15 protein-coding genes are annotated in these 16612 nt (G+C 64.9%); 2 read left to right on the forward strand and 13 right to left on the reverse strand.

The features are described from left to right. Window positions 1–1849, forward strand: a 1849-nt coding sequence (locus tag RBT42_RS11315; protein ID WP_320365141.1) for a ribonuclease E/G, incomplete at its 5' end; no start/stop codon positions are given. 172 nt (window positions 1850–2021) lie between these two features. Then, window positions 2022–3911 carry an AMP-dependent synthetase/ligase gene (locus tag RBT42_RS11320; protein ID WP_320365142.1) on the forward strand — a complete coding sequence of 630 codons (1890 nt, stop codon included), beginning with the start codon at window positions 2022–2024 and terminating at the stop codon, window positions 3909–3911. A 39-nt stretch (window positions 3912–3950) separates the two neighbouring features. Here the strand turns inward: RBT42_RS11320 and nagZ are convergent, their stop codons facing one another. The 13 genes from nagZ to RBT42_RS11385 all read right to left on the reverse strand — a co-directional run bounded on the left by nagZ (window position 3951) and on the right by RBT42_RS11385 (window position 16579). Beyond that, window positions 3951–5087: a beta-N-acetylhexosaminidase gene (nagZ, locus tag RBT42_RS11325; RefSeq protein WP_413785890.1), complete on the reverse strand. Its 1137-nt coding sequence runs from the start codon at window positions 5085–5087 to the stop codon at window positions 3951–3953. Continuing rightward, on the reverse strand, window positions 5084–5488 hold the full coding sequence (gene acpS, locus RBT42_RS11330; protein ID WP_320365144.1) for a holo-ACP synthase: 405 nt from the start codon (window positions 5486–5488) through the stop codon (window positions 5084–5086). Before acpS ends, nagZ begins: the two co-directional genes overlap by 4 nt. 26 nt (window positions 5489–5514) lie before the next feature. Further along, window positions 5515–6330: a pyridoxine 5'-phosphate synthase gene (locus tag RBT42_RS11335; protein ID WP_320365146.1), complete on the reverse strand. Its 816-nt coding sequence runs from the start codon at window positions 6328–6330 to the stop codon at window positions 5515–5517. Then, window positions 6327–7160 carry a DNA repair protein RecO gene (recO, locus tag RBT42_RS11340; RefSeq protein ID WP_320365148.1) on the reverse strand — a complete coding sequence of 278 codons (834 nt, stop codon included), beginning with the start codon at window positions 7158–7160 and terminating at the stop codon, window positions 6327–6329. The genes RBT42_RS11335 and recO overlap by 4 nt, the downstream gene beginning before the upstream one ends. Window positions 7161–7178: 18 nt before the next feature. After that, complete coding sequence (gene era / locus RBT42_RS11345; protein WP_413785891.1) at window positions 7179–8231, reverse strand: GTPase Era; 1053 nt, start codon at window positions 8229–8231, stop codon at window positions 7179–7181. Window positions 8232–8259: 28 nt separating this feature from the next. Continuing rightward, window positions 8260–9024 (reverse strand): ribonuclease III, encoded by a 765-nt coding sequence (gene rnc, locus RBT42_RS11350; RefSeq protein ID WP_320365149.1) that lies wholly within the window; start codon window positions 9022–9024, stop codon window positions 8260–8262. 99 nt (window positions 9025–9123) lie between these two features. After that, window positions 9124–9492, reverse strand: coding sequence for a DUF4845 domain-containing protein (locus RBT42_RS11355; protein WP_320365150.1), 369 nt, complete (start codon window positions 9490–9492; stop codon window positions 9124–9126). Between the two features lie 24 nt (window positions 9493–9516). Next, the gene (gene lepB / locus RBT42_RS11360; protein ID WP_320365152.1) at window positions 9517–10488 is read right to left on the reverse strand and encodes a signal peptidase I; all 972 of its coding nucleotides are present in this window, start codon (window positions 10486–10488) and stop codon (window positions 9517–9519) included. After that, window positions 10488–12296 carry a translation elongation factor 4 gene (lepA, locus tag RBT42_RS11365; RefSeq protein WP_320365154.1) on the reverse strand — a complete coding sequence of 603 codons (1809 nt, stop codon included), beginning with the start codon at window positions 12294–12296 and terminating at the stop codon, window positions 10488–10490. The genes lepB and lepA overlap by 1 nt, the downstream gene beginning before the upstream one ends. A 399-nt stretch (window positions 12297–12695) precedes the next feature. Then, window positions 12696–14243 carry a DegQ family serine endoprotease gene (locus RBT42_RS11370; protein ID WP_320365157.1) on the reverse strand — a complete coding sequence of 516 codons (1548 nt, stop codon included), beginning with the start codon at window positions 14241–14243 and terminating at the stop codon, window positions 12696–12698. Between the two features lie 145 nt (window positions 14244–14388). Continuing rightward, a complete protein-coding gene (locus tag RBT42_RS11375) occupies window positions 14389–15135 on the reverse strand; it encodes a sigma-E factor negative regulatory protein (RefSeq protein WP_320365159.1) in 747 nt (248 codons plus the stop codon). Between the two features lie 134 nt (window positions 15136–15269). After that, window positions 15270–15902 (reverse strand): RNA polymerase sigma factor RpoE, encoded by a 633-nt coding sequence (gene rpoE / locus RBT42_RS11380; protein WP_320365161.1) that lies wholly within the window; start codon window positions 15900–15902, stop codon window positions 15270–15272. Beyond that, window positions 15899–16579 (reverse strand): hypothetical protein, encoded by a 681-nt coding sequence (locus RBT42_RS11385; RefSeq protein ID WP_320365163.1) that lies wholly within the window; start codon window positions 16577–16579, stop codon window positions 15899–15901. Before RBT42_RS11385 ends, rpoE begins: the two co-directional genes overlap by 4 nt. Window positions 16580–16612 lie beyond the last annotated feature (33 nt).

Consider the following 16612-nt stretch of genomic DNA (forward strand, 5'->3'; position numbering starts at 1 on the left):
CCGCGAGGTGGAGCAGCGCCTGCGTGACGCCCTGCGCACCGACCGTGCCCGCGTGCAGTTCAGCTCGATCTCGAAGTTCGGTCTGCTGGAAATGTCGCGTCAGCGTCTGCGCCCTGCCCTGTCGGAAGGCTCTCACATCACCTGCCCGCGTTGCAACGGCACGGGCCACATCCGTGACACCGAGTCGTCGGCGCTGCAGATCCTGCGCATCATCCAGGAAGAGTCCATGAAGGACAACACCGCCGCCGTGCACGTGCAAGTGCCGGTGGAGGTGACCTCCTTCCTGCTCAACGAAAAGCGCACCGAGATCACCAAGATCGAGCTCAAGCAACGCGTGACCGTGCTGTTGATCCCCAACAAGCACATCGAAACGCCCAACTACAAGCTCGAGCGCCTGCGCCACGACGATCCGCGTCTGGAAAACATCCAGACCAGCTACTCGATGATCGAGGAGCCGGACGACGAGGTGGGCATCACCCGTCGTGAGAAGGCCAAGGCCAAGCAAGAGCCCATCATCAAGGGCGTGCTGCCCGACCAGCCGGCCCCGATGGCCATGGCACCACACCAGCCCGTGCTGGAAGCCAATGTGGAGATTCCGCATGTGGCCCCCACCCCGGCAGTGCCCGCCCCCGAGGCGGCATCCGGCGGTTTCTTCGGCTGGCTCAAGCGCTTGTTCGGCATGGGCAGCCCCGCTGCGGAAGCTCCTGCCATCACGGCTGCACCGGTGGTGACGCCGGCTGAAGAAGCCAAGGATGCAGGCAAGGGCCAGGGGCGTGGTCGCCGTGACGGCCAACGCCGTGGCGAGCGCGCTGAGCGTGGCGAACGTGGTGAACGTGGCGGTGAAGGCCGTCGCGAACGCCAAGGTGAGCGCGGCGAGAAGGGTGAAGGCCGTCAAGGTCGTCGCGCCCCGCGTGAAGACCGTCCCGTGAGCGCCGAAGGCGGCAACGAGACGCCTCGCTCGGACGAAGGTGCCCGCGAAGGTCGCCGTGGCCGCGGTGGCCGTGGCGGTGAACGCAACGGTGAACGCACCCCCATCAACCGCGAGGCCATCGCCGCCGAAGCGCAAGCCCTGGCGCTTGCCGCTGAACCCGGCACCGCCGAGGCTGCTGCCACAGCCGAAGCCGAGCGCGAGAATGGCCGCCGCCGCCGCCGTGGTGGCCGTGGTCGCGCCGAGCGCGATGAAGCCCAAACGCAGATCGACGGTCTGAACGCACCGGAAGCCATCGGCACCGAAGCTGAAGAAGCGACCAGCGTCCCTGCTCAGCCCAGCCAGGATGGCGAACCGGCCGAAGGTGAGCGCCGTCGCCGTGGTGGCCGTGATCGCAACCGTGGTGAACGCGCCCCGCGCGCTGAAGGTGCGGACAGCGACGTGCGCAGCGAGGTGGCGGAACAAGCCGCCGCTCCGATGGCCACAAGCCCCGCGCCTGTGGCCGCTGAAGTGCCCAGCGCCGAGGTGACGCAGGTCAGTGCCCCTGTGGAGGCTGCCCCTGCAGCCGCCGCGGTGGTCGTGGCCGAGGTCGTGGCCCAGGCCGCAGAAGCCAGCGTGGCGCCTGCCGCCGAGCCGGTCGTTGTGGCAGAAGCTGCACCCGCAGCCGTCGCAACACCTTTCGTACTGCCTTTGCCTGAACTGGAAGCCATTGCCCGCAATGCTGGCCTGGAATGGGTGAACTCGGATGCTGACAAGATCCGTGCCGTGCAGGAAGCCATTGCCAAGGAACCCAAGCCGGTTCACGTGCCGCGTGAGCGCAAGCCCGTGGTGGTGCAAGACGAAGGTCCGCTGATCCTGGTCGAGACCCGCAAGGACCTGAAGGACCTGACCCTGCCGTTCGAAGACACGGCCTCGGCCTGACGCCAGACCAGACAGGGGTGCGCCCCTGATGCCCCGAAGCCCGGCGCCGCGTGCCGGGCTTTTTCGTTGCGGCGTCCCTGAGACGCCTGGAGCAGAGGGTTTTACCTATTGGATAGATGATTGACGCATACGTCACCATGGCTTTTAATGAACAAAACCATAGGAGACCTGCGTGGCCCGTTCCGAATCGATCCCCTCCCACTTCTCGACCCTGCGACAGGCCACTGCATCAGCCGCACAGGCGAGTGTCGGGGTGGATCCCATGGCGGGCTTTGTCCCGCCTCCGGTGACGCTGCAGCGCACCGCTGCCCGCCTGGGAGATCGCCCGGCTTACTTCGTGCGTGGCGCCGAGCGCTGGGAGAGCACCTCCTGGCGAGACTACGGTCAGCAGGTGCGTCAGGCTGCGCGGGCGCTGATCGGCATGGGCGTGCAGCGCGGTGACGCGGTCGCCATCCTGAGCTTCAACCGCCCCGAATGGGCCATCACGGCCTTTGCGGCCATGTCGATCGGCGCCAAGCCCGCCGGCATCTACTGGACCAGCTCGGTCGACGATGTGGCCTATGTGCTCAACCACTCCCAGGCCAAAGTGCTGATGGTGGAAAACCACGACCGCCTGGCCAGCGTACAGGCATGCGCGGACCGCATCCCCCACCTGCGTCAGGTGGTGATGTTCAAATCCGAGCCGGGCAATGCGGACGCTTCGCTAGCGCCCTTGCCCTGGTCCGGCTTCCTGGCCGCCTCCAAGTCCGTACCAGACGAAGAACTGGACGCGCGCATGGCCGAACTGGGTCCGGATGACATCGGCACGCTGATCTACACGTCTGGCACCACGGGGCCGTCGAAGGCGGTGGCCCTGAGCCAGGGCAACCTCTGGTGGATGGCCACGACCATGGTCAAGATCTGCGAGGCTGACGAGAACGAGCGGCTGATCTCATACCTGCCCATGGCCCACGCCGCCGAGCAGATGGGCAGCATGCACAACCAGGCCCATGCAGGCTTTCAACTCTATTACGCCAGCAGCATGGAGTCATTGGGCGACCACCTCAAAGAGGTGAAGCCCACGGTGTTCTTCGGCGTGCCCCGAGTCTGGGAGAAGATGCAGGCGGCCATCGAAACCAAGCTGGCAGGCGCCACTGGCTTCAAGGCCCACCTGGCCCGCTGGGCGCTGCGCGTGGGGCGTGACTGGCATGAGCGCGATCTGGCAGGGCAGCCTGTGGGGCCCTTGCTGTCCTGGCAGAAGGCCCTGGCCAAGCGTCTCATCTACCGCAAGGTGCATGAGGCCCTGGGCTTTCAGCATGCCCGCATCCTGAGCTCGGGCGCGGCCCCCATTGCCCCGGAAAGCCTGCAGTTCTTCACCGGCCTGGACCTGGTCGTGCGTGAGCTGTACGGTCAGTCCGAGGTCAGCGGCCCCTCCACCATGAACCTTGATGGCGCCACGCGCATGGGCTCGGTTGGCAAGGTGATTCCGGGCATGGAGATCCGTGTGGCCGAAGACGGCGAGTTGCTGGTGCGCGGCCCCAATGTGTTCAAGGGCTATATGGGCCAGCCTGAGGCGACGGCCGAGACCATGCAGGGCGACTGGCTGCTCACCGGCGACCTGGGCCGCGTCGACGACGACGGCTACGTCTACATCACCGGCCGCAAGAAGGACCTGATCATCACCTCGGGTGGCAAGAACATCTCACCGGGCAACATCGAAGCCTCGCTGATGGACACCCACCTGATCGAGCATGCCGTGGTGTGCGGCGATGGCCACAACTACCTCACGGCCCTGGTGACGCTGGATGCCGCCGCTCTGGCGGCCTTTGCCCAGAGCGCCAAGCTGCCGACCACGGGCAATCTGCACACGCACCCGAAGGTGCTCGAAGAGGTGCAAGCGGAGATCGACCGGGTCAATGCCAAGCTGACACGGGTGTGTCAGGTCCGCAAGTTCACCATCTTGCCGACCACCCTGACGGTCGAAAAGGGCGAATTGACGCCCACCCTCAAGGTCAAGCGCAAGGTGGTGATGGAGCGACAACGCGCCCTGATCGACGCGATGTACGCCAACGGCGGCAACTGAGGCTGCCCTCCTTCGCGCCGGATGGCCGGCGCCGCGTGCTCAGCGCGGCAGCTTGGCCAGCGCCTGCTGGTATTGCGGCAGGTGCATCAGCTCATCCCAGGGGAAGGGCGCGGTCTGCGGCAACAGATCGAGGCGACGGGCCTCGCTGTCGGGGCTCAGCTCCCACTCGCCACGGGCCAGGGCGTTCGTCAATCCGTCCAGCAGCTCGTCCACGGCCTTGCCACCGTTGAGCGACTGGTTGCACAGCAGCACCATGTCGCAACCGGCATTCAGGGCAGCGATGGCGCCCTGGGTGTGGTTGCCCGCCACGCTGGCGCCTTCCATGCTCAGGTCATCGCTGAAGATGGCGCCGGTGAAGCCCATCTGGCCACGCAGGATGTCTTGCAGCCAGCGCGGAGAGAAGCCGGCAGGCAGGCTGTCGACCTTCGGGTAGATCACGTGGGCGGGCATCACGCTGGTCAGCGAGGTGCTCATCCATTCATAGGGCTTGGCATCGTCGGCCAGGATGGCCTTGAGGCTGCGCTTGTCCACCGGCACATCCACGTGCGAGTCGGCCTTGACGAAACCGTGCCCCGGGAAATGCTTGCCGCAGTTGGCCATGCCCGCCAGCAGCAGGCCATGCATCACGCTCTTGGCCAGCACCGTGACCACGCGCGGGTCGCGATGGAAGGCCCGGTCACCGATGACGCCGCTTTCGCCCCAGTCCAGGTCGAGCACGGGCGTGAAGGTCAGGTCGACCCCGCAGGCACGCAGTTCGCTGGCCAGCACGTAGCCGCAGGCGGTGGCCGCATCGGTGGCCTGCATGGCACCCGTGCCCTCCCCGCCTTTGCCGTCCTTCATCCACATCTCGCCCAGGCGACGCATGGTGGGCACATGGGTGAAACCGTCGGTCTTGAAGCGCTGCACGCGACCGCCTTCGTGGTCCACACAGATCAGCACGTCGGGCCGGATGGCCTTGATCTCGGCGCACAGGGCGGTGAGTTGCGCGCGCGACGCCCAGTTGCGCGCAAACAGGATCAGGCCGCCGGTCAGCGGATGGGCCAGGCGGCGACGGTCATCGTCGTTGAGCGTGAGGCCTTCGATGTCTAGCACCACCGGGGCATGGGCCACGACCTCGTAATCGTCATGGACGGCCTGTGCGGCGGTGACGGGCTTGGATCGCTTGGAGGTGCTCATGTTGCAGAAGGTAGGAGATCGATGACCACGAAGGCCAGGGCGTGATCGCCCTCGTCCGACAGGGAAAGGTGCGCGCACCAGGACCGGCTGGCAAACCAGCTGGCGAGCTCACCACTGAGTTGAAAGCGGGGTTGCCCCCGCTCGTCATTGACGACCTGGCAATCATGCCAGTTCATGGGGTGCCGCACGCCCAGGCCGATGGCCTTGGCAAAGGCTTCTTTGGCGGCAAAACGGCTGGCCAGATAGCGCCAGGCGCGCTGCGCATGGGCCTGACGACGCTCGGCATACACCTGCTGCTCCGCCTCGCCCAAAATGCGATGGGCAAAACGATCGCCCAGGCGTGAGACGGCCGCCTCGATGCGGCGCACGTCACACAGGTCGGTTCCGATGCCGGCGATCATGGGGCTTGCGTCAAACCGCCACAGCTTCAGGCGGGCTTGCCACGACGGGCGCGGATGGCTTCCGCCTTGAAGTCGGCAATGGCCTGACGCAGACCGACAAACACGGCGTGACCGATGAGGGCATGGCCGATGTGCAACTCTGCCACGTCGGGCAAGGCTGCGACCAGCGCCGTGCTGCTGATGTGATCGGTCTGCCCGGGCTCGCTTTGCGACAGAGCCAGACCATGACCGGCGTGGGTGCGCAGGCCCAGACTGCGTGCCAAGCGCAGGCCTTCCTGGATGCGCGCGAGTTCACGCTGCACGCCCGCCTGATCGCCGTCCCACCACGCATTGGCCAGCGGCCCGGTGTGCAGCTCGACGCACGGCGCGCCAGCCTTGGCTGCGGCTTCGATCTGCACCGGATCGGCGCCGATGAACAGAGACACCCGGCTGCCTGCAGCGGCCAGACGCGCGCAGGCGTTTTGCAGGCGGCTGAACTGACCGGCCACATCCAACCCGCCTTCGGTGGTGACTTCCTGGCGACGCTCAGGCACCAGGCACACATGCTCAGGCGCGGTGCGCTCGATGATGTCCAGCATCTCGTCGGTGACGGCCGCCTCGAAGTTCAGCGGCACGGCAATGGCCTCTTTCAGGCGCACGACGTCTTCGTCGCGGATGTGTCGGCGGTCTTCACGCAGGTGGAAGGTGATGATGTCTGCCCCCCCCTCCACGGCCAGCAAGGCTGCCGCCACAGGGTCCGGGAATCGCCCGCCGCGCGCATTGCGCAAGGTCGCGACGTGGTCGATGTTGACGCCCAGCAAGGGGGCATCCAGGGCGGTCAATTGAGAGCCGGAGAAGGTCATGATTGTTGGAGTTCCATCATGAGCTGGCGTGTGCGCAGCGTCTGAGAACCGAGATGATAGTGAATCAGTGAACGCAGCACTGCCTTGAGTTCGGACAAGGCGGGCATGCAGGCCGCCATCAAGGACGGCACCGCGGTGGGCACAGCCGGGCTGGGGATCGCGTCTGAGTGCATGGTCAGGGCCTCGGGCTGAGGTACAGGTCGAGACAGCGCGGCCTCCATGTGGGCCAGCACCGCCCCATCGAGCACCACCGGCCCATTCCCTGGCTCACCCACCCAGCGAGCGGCCAGCACCCCCAACTCCGGGTGGACCTCGTAGCCCTGCCCTGCGTGCACGGCCTGCCCGTTGACAGTCTGTGCAGACAGGTCGGGCAGATGCCCCAACTGCCGCAACAGGATCAGCTCGAAAGACCGCAAGGCCGCCTGCAGCAGCGTCGGATCTGCCATGGCCTGCAAGGTCTGGGCGTAGGCATCGAACAGGGCCGGGTGCGGGTCGTGGCGCACCATCAGGCGCATCAGCAGTTCATTGAGGTAGAAACCCGGCAGCAAGGCGGCGCCACCCGGCCAGGCCGGCCCGCCAGCCCACTCGGCCTGACGCAGCAGCCACACCTCGGCGTCTTCCGAGCGCTTGATGCCAAAGCTCACCACCAGGCGCTGGAACGGCATCAGCACCGGGCGCAGTTGCGAGTACGGCCGCTTGGCCCCTTTGGCCACCGCCACCACCCGGCCATGGTCGCGCGTGAACAGCTCCAGAATCAGGCTGGATTCACTCCAGTCGTGACTGTGCAGCACATACGCGGCGGTACCGGGGCGCGAAGCAGCGCGGGCCATGGCAGGTGCAGGGTGCCTTTACTCGTAGCCGTAGGTGCGCAGGCGAGCGTCGTCGTCGGCCCAGCCCGAGCGCACCTTCACCCAGATCTCCAGGAAGACTTTGGAGCCGATCAAGCGCTCCAGCTCGGTGCGCGCCTCGGTGCCGATGCGCTTGAGCTTCTCACCCTTGTCACCGATGATCATGCCCTTGTGCTGCTCACGCTCGACGATGATGGTGGCGGCCACGCGCACCAGGCCGGTCGACTTGGGCTTGCCCGGCAGCGGCGGCTCTTCCTTGTAGGAATCGATCACCACGGTGGAGGTGTAGGGCAGCTCGTCCCCGGTCAGGCGGAAGAGCTTCTCGCGGATCATCTCGCTGACCATGAAGCGGTCGGTGCGGTCGGTGAGCGCCTCGGCGTCGTACCACCAGCCTTGCTCGGGCAGGTAACGGCGCACCACATCGGCCAGACGCTTGGCGTCCTCGTCCTTCGTGGCCGAGAGCGGAATGAACTCGGCAAACGGGTGGTGACCCTGCATGGTCTGCAGCCAGGGGAACAAGTCCTCGCGGCGGTGCACCGTGTCCAGCTTGTTGGCCACCAGGATGACCGGCTTGTCCTTGGGCAGCATGGCCAGCACCTGGGCGTCGTCCGGGCCGTAGCGGCCCGCTTCGACCAGGAACAGCACCACGTCCACATCGGACAGCGTGGCCTGCACCGTCTTGTTCAGGTTGCGGTTGAGCGCCGCGGTGCCGCGCACCGTGTGACGTGTCTGGAAACCGGGCGTGTCAACGAACACGAACTGCGTGTCGCCGTCGGAGCGGATGCCGGTGATGCGATGGCGCGTGGTCTGGGCCTTGCGCGAGGTGATGGACACCTTCTGCCCCACGAGGGCGTTGAGCAAGGTGGACTTGCCCACATTGGGACGCCCGACGATGGCAATCAGCCCGCAGCGTTGCGTCTCACCAGCAGTGGCCTGAGCGGCATCGCCACCCTTGCGCGCCATGCTCAAGGTGGACAGCATGGCATCCAGCGACGGATTGAGCTCATCGGTGGCAGCGGGAGCCGGCGTGGGTGCAGCGGGTTTCTTAGGCATGGGGCGTGACAATTCTCTGGAAAAGGGTTCAGCCCTGTTGGGGCTTGCGGGATTTCTTGACCACCACCGTCGGGGTCGGCTTGCCCTTGGGCAAGGATTTGGCCGGCAAGGACTGCAGATGCGCCATCATCAACTCGGCAGCGGCTTGCTCGGCGGTGCGGCGCGACAGCCCCTCGGCCTGCATGCTCATGGAAAGCTCCGGCAACTCGCAGGCCACTACGAACGTCTGCTCATGCGCCTTGCCGCGCGTGGCCTCGATGCGGTAGGTGGGCACCGCCATCTTGCGCGCCTGCAGCCATTCCTGCAAGGCAGTCTTGGCATCCTTGCGCCAGACCTCCATGGTGGACTCGGCCACCAGCGGCTCGAACAGGCGCAGCACCAGGTCCCGGGCCGCATCGAAACCGGCGTCCAGGTACACAGCGCCAATGATGGCCTCCAGCGCATCGGCCAGGATCGAGGCGCGTTGCGCCCCGCCGCCCTTGGCTTCACCCTCGCTCAGCCGCATGACCTCGGGCAGATCCAACTGCAGCGCCAACTGGTGCAGGGTGTCTTGCCGCACGAGGTGGGCGCGCACGCGGGTCAGGTCGCCTTCGTCGCTGCGGTCAAAGCGCCGGTACAGCAGCGCCGACACGCCCAGGCTCAGCACCGCATCCCCCAGGAACTCCAGGCGCTCGTAGTGGTCGGCCCCGAAGCTCTTGTGCGTGACCGCACGGGAAAGCAGGCCCGCGTCGGCAAACACATGCCCCAGGCGTTGCTGCAAAGCCTGCAAGGCAGGCGACAAGAGACGAGACATGACAGAGCAGAAAAGATAACGCGGCCGCGAGGCCCAAAAGCAAATCGGGCCTGATGATCAGGCCCGCAAACCGGTTTCAGCCGAACGCTGAAGTCACGCTCAACGCGAGCGGCCTTCGAACTTGATCAGCAGGTACACCGGCTCGACCAGGGGGATTTCCTTGTCGTACGCAAAGCGGATGACCACCTTGTCGTCTTCCTTGGTGACTTCCAGGTCCTTGGAGGTGATGGACGTGACACCGTACTCGACCGAGGCCGCGCGTTCAAACGCCGAGCGGATCTCCGGCACGGTGCTGCCGCCCGAATCGGCGATCTTGTTGACCATGGAGAGGATGGTGCGGTACTCGGTCACGGCCGGGAAGACCTTCATCGCCACCAGCGCCACTGACGAGATCAACACCGCCCAGAAGAGCAGCCCGATCAGCGTGACACCCGACTGGCGACGAGGAGAAGTGGAAGTACGAAGCATGACGGTCATCCTCTCAATCTTGAATCAATGAAAAAAGCCAATGCGCTTGATGTCGCCGAAATTCATCCAGATCACAAAAGCCTTGCCCACGATGTATTCATCGGGCACAAAACCCCAGAAACGTGAGTCCTGAGAATTGTCGCGGTTGTCACCCATCATGAAATAGTGACCCGCCGGCACCTTGCACACCACCCCTTCCCCACTGTATCGGCAGTTTTCCTTGAAAGGAAAATCTTCGATGGCCTGGGGCGGCACAAAGGGCGGACGGTCCTTGTCGACCAAGATGCGATGCGGCTGCCCGTCGAGCTGTTCGGTGTATTGCAAGGCATAGCGCAGGCTGTCCGGGTCGTAGAATTCGGGCAGCGGCGTCTGCGCCACCGGCTTGCCGTTGATCGTGAGTTGTTTGTTGAGGTAGGCCACCTCGTCACCCGGCAAGGCCACCACGCGCTTGATGTAGTCCAGGCTGGGGTTGACCGGGTAGCGGAAAACGATCACGTCACCACGCTGCGGGTCGTTGTTGGCCACGATCTTCTTGTTGATGACCGGCAGGCGCACGCCGTAGTGGTACTTGTTGACCAGGATGAGGTCACCCACCATCAGCGTCGGGATCATCGAACCCGAGGGGATCTTGAAAGGCTCGAACAGGAAGGAGCGCATCAGGAAGACGGCGCAGATGACCGGAAACAGACCGGCGGTCCAGTCCAGCCACCAGGGCTGCATCAGCAGGCGCTCACGCGCAGCCGACACATCGCCATCGACCTGGGTAATGCCCTTGGCCGCCAGTTGCGCGCGACGCGCGTGATCCTGCTCCAGCAGGGCCGCAGCCGCAGCCTCGCGGGCCGGTTTGAACTTGTAGCGTTCGGCCAGCCAATACACCAGCGTGACCACCGTCATCAGGAACAGCAACAAAGAGAAGTTGCCTTGCCACTGACCGGTATACCAGCCGCCCAGGTATGCGATCAGCACCGCATACAACACACCCGTGATCAAACTCATCAATCGTTCACTTGCAAAATGGCCAGGAAAGCTTCTTGCGGCACCTCGACGGCACCAATCTGTTTCATGCGCTTCTTGCCGGCCTTTTGTTTTTCGAGCAGCTTGCGCTTACGGGTGATATCACCGCCATAGCATTTTGCCAGCACGTTCTTGCGCAAGGCCTTGATGTTTTCACGCGCAATGATGTTGCCACCGATGGCAGCCTGAATCGCCACGTCGTACATCTGACGGGGAATCTGCTCGCGCATCTTGGCAGCCACGGCCCGACCGCGGTACTGCGACTGCGCCCGGTGCACGATGATGGAGAGCGCGTCCACCCGGTCACCGTTGATCAGCAGGTCCACCTTGACCACGTCAGATGCGCGGTATTCCTTGAACTCATAGTCCATCGAGGCATAGCCACGCGAGACCGACTTGAGCTTGTCGAAGAAGTCCAGCACGATCTCGGCCAGCGGCATCTCGTAGGTCAGCATGACCTGACGACCGTGGTAAGCCATGTTCAGCTGCACACCGCGCTTCTGGTTGGCCAGCGTCATCACGGGGCCCACATAGTCCTGCGGCATGAACAGATGCACGGTGACGATGGGCTCACGGATCTCCTTGATGCGGGCCACTTCGGGCATCTTCGAGGGGTTGTCCACCGTGACGATTTCGCCGTCATTCAACTCGACTTCGTAGACCACACTGGGGGCGGTGGTGACCAGATCCTGGTCGAACTCACGCTCCAGACGCTCCTGCACGATTTCCATGTGCAGCAGGCCCAGGAAGCCGCAGCGGAAGCCAAAACCCAGCGCCTGCGAGACTTCGGGCTCATAGTGCAGCGAGCTGTCGTTGAGCTTGAGTTTTTCCAGCGCATCGCGCAGCTGGTCATACTCGCTCGACTCGCTGGGATACAGACCGGCGAACACCTGGGGCTGAATTTCCTTGAAGCCCGGCAAGGCTTCGCTGGCCGGACCTTCATTGTTGGGCAGCTTCTTGTCGATGGTGATGGTGTCACCCACCTTGGCAGCAGCCAGCTCCTTGATCCCGCAGATCACGAAGCCCACTTCGCCCGCCTTCAACGCCGGACGATCGGTGGCCTTCGGGCTGAACACGCCCAGGTGATCGGCCGGGTACACCGAGTTGGTCGCCATCAGGCGGATGCGCTCGCCCTTCTTCAGCTGACCATCGACCACACGCACCAGCATGACCACGCCCACGTAGTTGTCGAACCACGCGTCGATGATCATGGCGCGCAAGGGACCATCGGCGTTGCCCTTGGGAGGCGGCACCTTGGCCACCACGGCTTCGAGGATGTCCTCCACGCCCATGCCGGTCTTGGCGGAGCACGGGATCGCGTCGCTGGCGTCGATGCCGATCACGTCTTCGATCTCGGCCTTGGCCCCATCCGGGTTGGCTTGCGGCAGGTCCATCTTGTTGAGAACAGGCACCACTTCCACGCCCAGGTCGAGCGCGGTGTAGCAGTTGGCCACCGTCTGCGCTTCGACGCCTTGGCTGGCGTCCACCACCAGCAGCGCGCCTTCGCACGCCGACAGGGAACGGCTGACCTCGTAGGAGAAGTCGACGTGGCCCGGGGTGTCGATCAGGTTGAGGTTGTAGACCTTGCCGTCGCGGGCCTTGTATTCCAGCGCAGCGGTTTGCGCCTTGATGGTGATGCCGCGCTCTTTCTCGATGTCCATCGAGTCGAGCACCTGCGCTTCCATCTCACGGTCACTCAGGCCACCGCAGAATTGAATGATGCGGTCGGCCAGGGTGGACTTCCCATGGTCGATGTGCGCGATGATCGAGAAATTACGGATGTGATTCATAAAAAAAAGGCACGTGCAAAAGTGCGACGCGCCTTCCAACAAAAACGTATGGCAACTGCTTGTTGGGCCTTCATTGTATCGAATGCCCACTTCGAGAAAGCCGCGTCACAGCCCTCGACAAGGTCGTGGCGGCCCCTCACCTCGACAATTCACAACTTATCAACAAGCCCTTGTGGACAAGCTGGCAGGGTGCTGTGGAAGACTTTGAACGGGGTGCGCCGGAGCCGCGATTGTAGCGACAATCCGCCTCCGCTCCGGCGAGTTATCAACAGCGCCCTTCGACCGGCTCTTGCTCCCCCGATGCCCCGACCATCTGGGGCGACAGCATGGCAAGACCCTGAGCAGCGCAGGGGCACCACCCAGGGCCGGGCCGAGATTTGCCGGAAGGCGAAATTCCAATCAGGGGGCAGGACGGATGACCACGTACTGCGCCCATTCGCCACGACGCACCAGGACGCTGACCGGGCGGGCCTTGTCGACCTTGGCCAGCGTGGCCTCGAACTGCTTCACATCGGCCACCTGCACATTGGCCACCGACAGGATCACATCACCGGGGCGCAGGCCCGCGCGGGCAGCGGGTCCCTGGACCTTCTCCACCAGCACGCCACCGCTCTGACGCAACTCCCGCTTCTGGGCGGCGTTCAGGTCCACCAGGCTCAGACCCAAGGCGTTGGCGGCCAGCTTGGCGGGGGCCGATTTGGCGGCGGTCGTGCCAGGTGCGTCCAGCTCGGCCACGGTCACCTTCAGCTCCTTGTAGGCGCCGCGGCGGAAGACCTTGACGGTGGACGTGGTGCCCGGCTTGGTGGCGGCCACCAGACGCGGCAGATCGCCCACGTTCTCGATGGCCGTGCCATTGAACTGAGTGATGATGTCACCAGCCTCCAGACCCGCCTTGTCGGCCGGCGTGCCTGGCTCGACGCCTTGGACCAGCGCGCCCATGGCCTTGCCCAGGCCGATGGACTCAGCCACCTCCTTGGTCACCGGCGCAATCGACACGCCGATGCGACCACGCGTGACCTTGCCGCTGGTGCGCAGCTGGTCGGCCACCTTCATCGCGTCGTCAATGGGAATTGACAGCGAAATGCCCATAAAGCCGCCAGAGCGGCTCAAGATTTGGGAGTTGATGCCCACCACCTCGCCGCGCATGTTGATCAGCGGACCGCCCGAGTTGCCAGGGTTGACGGCCACGTCGGTCTGGATGAAGCGGATTTCCTCGCCCGTGTCACGGGCCTTGGCACTCACGATGCCAGCCGTGACGGTGTTCTCCAGCCCGAAGGGCGTGCCAATGGCCATCACCCACTCCCCCACCTTCAGGCGGTTGACATCGCCCACACGCACGGGGGCCGGCAGCTTGTTGGCCTCGATCTTGAGCACGGCCACATCGGTGCGCTTGTCGGTGCCCACCACCTTGGCCTTGAACTCACGCTTGTCGGTCAGGTTGACGTAGACCTCGTCGGCCCCATCGACCACGTGAGCGTTGGTCAGCACATAGCCGTCCTGGCTCACGATGAAGCCTGAGCCCAGGCCACGGGGGCGCTCTTCACCCTGGCCACCCTGCCCCGGTCGTGGTGTGCTGCGGCGTTGGTCCGGCCCGGGCAAGGGTGTGCCAAAGAAACGGCGGAAGAACTCGCGCATCTGCGCTTCGGCCTCATCGGTCTCTTCCTCGTCATCGCCGCCCACGCGTTGCGTGGTGCGAATGCTCACCACCGAGGGCCCGACCTTGTCGACCAACTGGGTGAAATCAGGCAAGCCGGTGACCAGCACGGGCGGCGTGGTCGTGGACTCGGTCGCTGGGGCCACGGTGGCGGCGGGCTGCTGTGCCTGCGACGGATGCGGAAACAGACTCGAACTCAAAACCAGCCCCACCGCCGACACCACGGCGCCGACGACCAGCGTGCGGCGCACCACCGATGACGTGGAAGAGGCAGACTGTTGAGAAACCGACATGGGCAATCACCTCGTTGAATCGAGAAAACACAAACGACAAAACCGGAACTGTCTGGACCCTCAGCGGACCCAAACAGTTCACGAAAAGATGGTCAATGAATGTAAAGCCAAGGTATTCGGTTGACAGCGCGAGCCCGAAAACCTGTCAGGGGGCCTCGAACACCACCGCCTGGCTCACTGCATGACGCGCGGCAAACGACGCATCCTGGGGCGACATGCCGCGCCGGATGCCCAGCGCGTGATCCAGACGGGGATCGCGGATGAGCACGGCACTGGCGCGGGCCGGCCGGCTGAAAGAGTTGCCAGCATCGGCCACCGGCTGCAAGGCGTGGGGAGCGGGCAGGAACGTATCGGTCGAAACGAATGCAGAAGCCATCGGCACCATGGCCGTGACGCCCAGGGCAGGATCAGCGTCCTGCGAAGCCAACTGAATGCGCGGCTCAGCAGACGCCAGGGCCTCGGCCGGCACCGTGGACACGGGCGCCAAGGCCGACACCATGGCCCCCACCACCATCACGAAGCCTGCGGCCACGGCGGTGGGCCCCATCCAGGCACGGCGACGCAAGGTCACCGCTGGCGCGGCCACAGGCATGGCAGCCGCCGCCACCCGAGGTTCGATCGCGCGGGCTGCGGCCGGAGCCAGCACCACTGGCTCCTCGGCCAGACGGGTGCGGAAGTTCTGCAGGAATCGGTCGCTGTGTGTGCCCTGCGCCAGCTCGGCCGAACGCATCACATCGCCGACGAACTGGTAGTCACGCCAGGCGTCACGGATGTCGGCATCGCCTTTCCACGCCTGCAGGATCTGGGACAACTCATCCGGGCGCGCCTGACCATCGACCAGCGCAGACAATGCTTCACGGGACGCATCGGTTGGACGGGAATGATCTGACATAAGGAGCCTCCGGCTTCACAGAGATGACACTGGCGTCAGCGTCGTGATTCGGGGGTGTGATCACCCCTTGCTGCAAAAGTTCACTCAACTTTGCAATCGCGTGTGCTGTTTCACGGACTCGGCGTCGCCAGCAATCACCAGCGCTCGCCCTGGCGGGCGTCCAGCATCGGCCGCAGTCGGGTGGCGATGGCCTCCCGCGCCCGGTAGATGCGCGAGCGCACCGTGCCGATCGGGCAGTTCATCATCTCGGCGATCTCTTCGTAACTCAGACCTTCGATCTCACGCAGGGTGATGGCCTGGCGCAGATCTTCCGACAGAGCGTCGATGGCCTCGTTGACCGCCTCACCGATCTGTCGGCTTGCCAACAGCGACTCCGGCGTCTCACCCGAGGTGAGTTCGTTCTCAACGCGAGAGCCCCCCTCTTCCTCGTCGGCCAGCGAGGCCATGGCCGACTCCGTGATCACGGGATCACGCACCAGACCGATCATGGCTTTCTTGGCCGTGTTGACCGCGATGCGGTAGAGCCAAGTGTAGAAGGCGCTTTCGCCGCGGAAATTGGGCAAGGCGCGGTAGGCGCGGATGAAGGTTTCCTGGGCGATGTCTTCCACCAGGTCCACGTCGCGGACCATGCGCGCGATCAGGCGCTCGATGCGCCGCTGGTATTTGACGACCAGCATCTCAAAGGCGCGCTGGTCACCCCGCTGCACCCGTTCGACCAAGGCAGCGTCCACGTCAGGCACCGGAGCGGGAGACTCTGCGTCGCTCACGGGCGGTCCTTGCGTGTCGGCGCTGACGCCTCGTCGCAGGCGCCCCAAGGCTGGGTGGGCATGAACGTGTCTGAAGGTCCCCGCAAGGCGATTCCCGGTGGTTGGCGACGAAGCGTCCATGATGCCACCGCTGGCGCATGCAAGTCAGACGCCCCCCCAAGCACGGTGGTCAAGCGCGGCGGCAAGGCCATCAGGGTGCGTAAACGGTGCACATCCGGGCAAGTCTGGGCCTGAATCCAGCACCAGTGCACGGCGGGCGACGAAGCGCCCTCGCCCATCGACCGAATCAGACACAGCAGCCAGCCTTGGGCATCGAATAGGCAACGCACCTCGGCGGGTGTGCCGGCCAGCCCACCGAGTCGCCAGCCACCAGCAGCAGGTTCATCTTGAACCTCACCCGACCAGCTCAGCAACAGGAGGGGTTGCACGGCATGCCAGCGGGACCACCCCTGCCGGAACAGGCGCCACCACAGCCAAGTCAGCGGCCCAGCGACCAGCAACACCCAGACGGAACGACGACCCTGCTTCACGTCGAACCCCAGGGCCAGCAACCAGGCACCGTACAGCAGGGCCAGAGCGACCAACAGCATGGTGCCGAGGAAGCGCACCCCAGGCGCGCCAGCGGCACCCGGCTGCAAGCGCCAGGTGACGGGAGCAAACAAGGGAGACAGCGCCATGGCAGTCTCGGACGGGCGCAGGCGCGCCCGCAC

It is taken from the genome of Aquabacterium sp., from assembly GCF_034003525.1.
GTDB lineage: Bacteria > Pseudomonadota > Gammaproteobacteria > Burkholderiales > Burkholderiaceae_C > Aquabacterium.

Coding starts and splice junctions, on each gene's coding strand:
- nagZ (WP_413785890.1), bottom strand. CDS start 5,087: ATGAGCACCTCCAAGCGATCCAAGCCCGTCACCGCCGCACAGGCCGTC.
- acpS (WP_320365144.1), bottom strand. CDS start 5,488: ATGATCGCCGGCATCGGAACCGACCTGTGTGACGTGCGCCGCATCGAG.
- RBT42_RS11335 (WP_320365146.1), bottom strand. CDS start 6,330: ATGACCTTCTCCGGCTCTCAATTGACCGCCCTGGATGCCCCCTTGCTG.
- recO (WP_320365148.1), bottom strand. CDS start 7,160: ATGGCCCGCGCTGCTTCGCGCCCCGGTACCGCCGCGTATGTGCTGCAC.
- era (WP_413785891.1), bottom strand. CDS start 8,231: ATGCCTAAGAAACCCGCTGCACCCACGCCGGCTCCCGCTGCCACCGAT.
- rnc (WP_320365149.1), bottom strand. CDS start 9,024: ATGTCTCGTCTCTTGTCGCCTGCCTTGCAGGCTTTGCAGCAACGCCTG.
- RBT42_RS11355 (WP_320365150.1), bottom strand. CDS start 9,492: ATGCTTCGTACTTCCACTTCTCCTCGTCGCCAGTCGGGTGTCACGCTG.
- lepB (WP_320365152.1), bottom strand. CDS start 10,488: ATGAGTTTGATCACGGGTGTGTTGTATGCGGTGCTGATCGCATACCTG.
- lepA (WP_320365154.1), bottom strand. CDS start 12,296: ATGAATCACATCCGTAATTTCTCGATCATCGCGCACATCGACCATGGG.
- RBT42_RS11370 (WP_320365157.1), bottom strand. CDS start 14,243: ATGTCGGTTTCTCAACAGTCTGCCTCTTCCACGTCATCGGTGGTGCGC.
- RBT42_RS11375 (WP_320365159.1), bottom strand. CDS start 15,135: ATGTCAGATCATTCCCGTCCAACCGATGCGTCCCGTGAAGCATTGTCT.
- RBT42_RS11385 (WP_320365163.1), bottom strand. CDS start 16,579: ATGGCGCTGTCTCCCTTGTTTGCTCCCGTCACCTGGCGCTTGCAGCCG.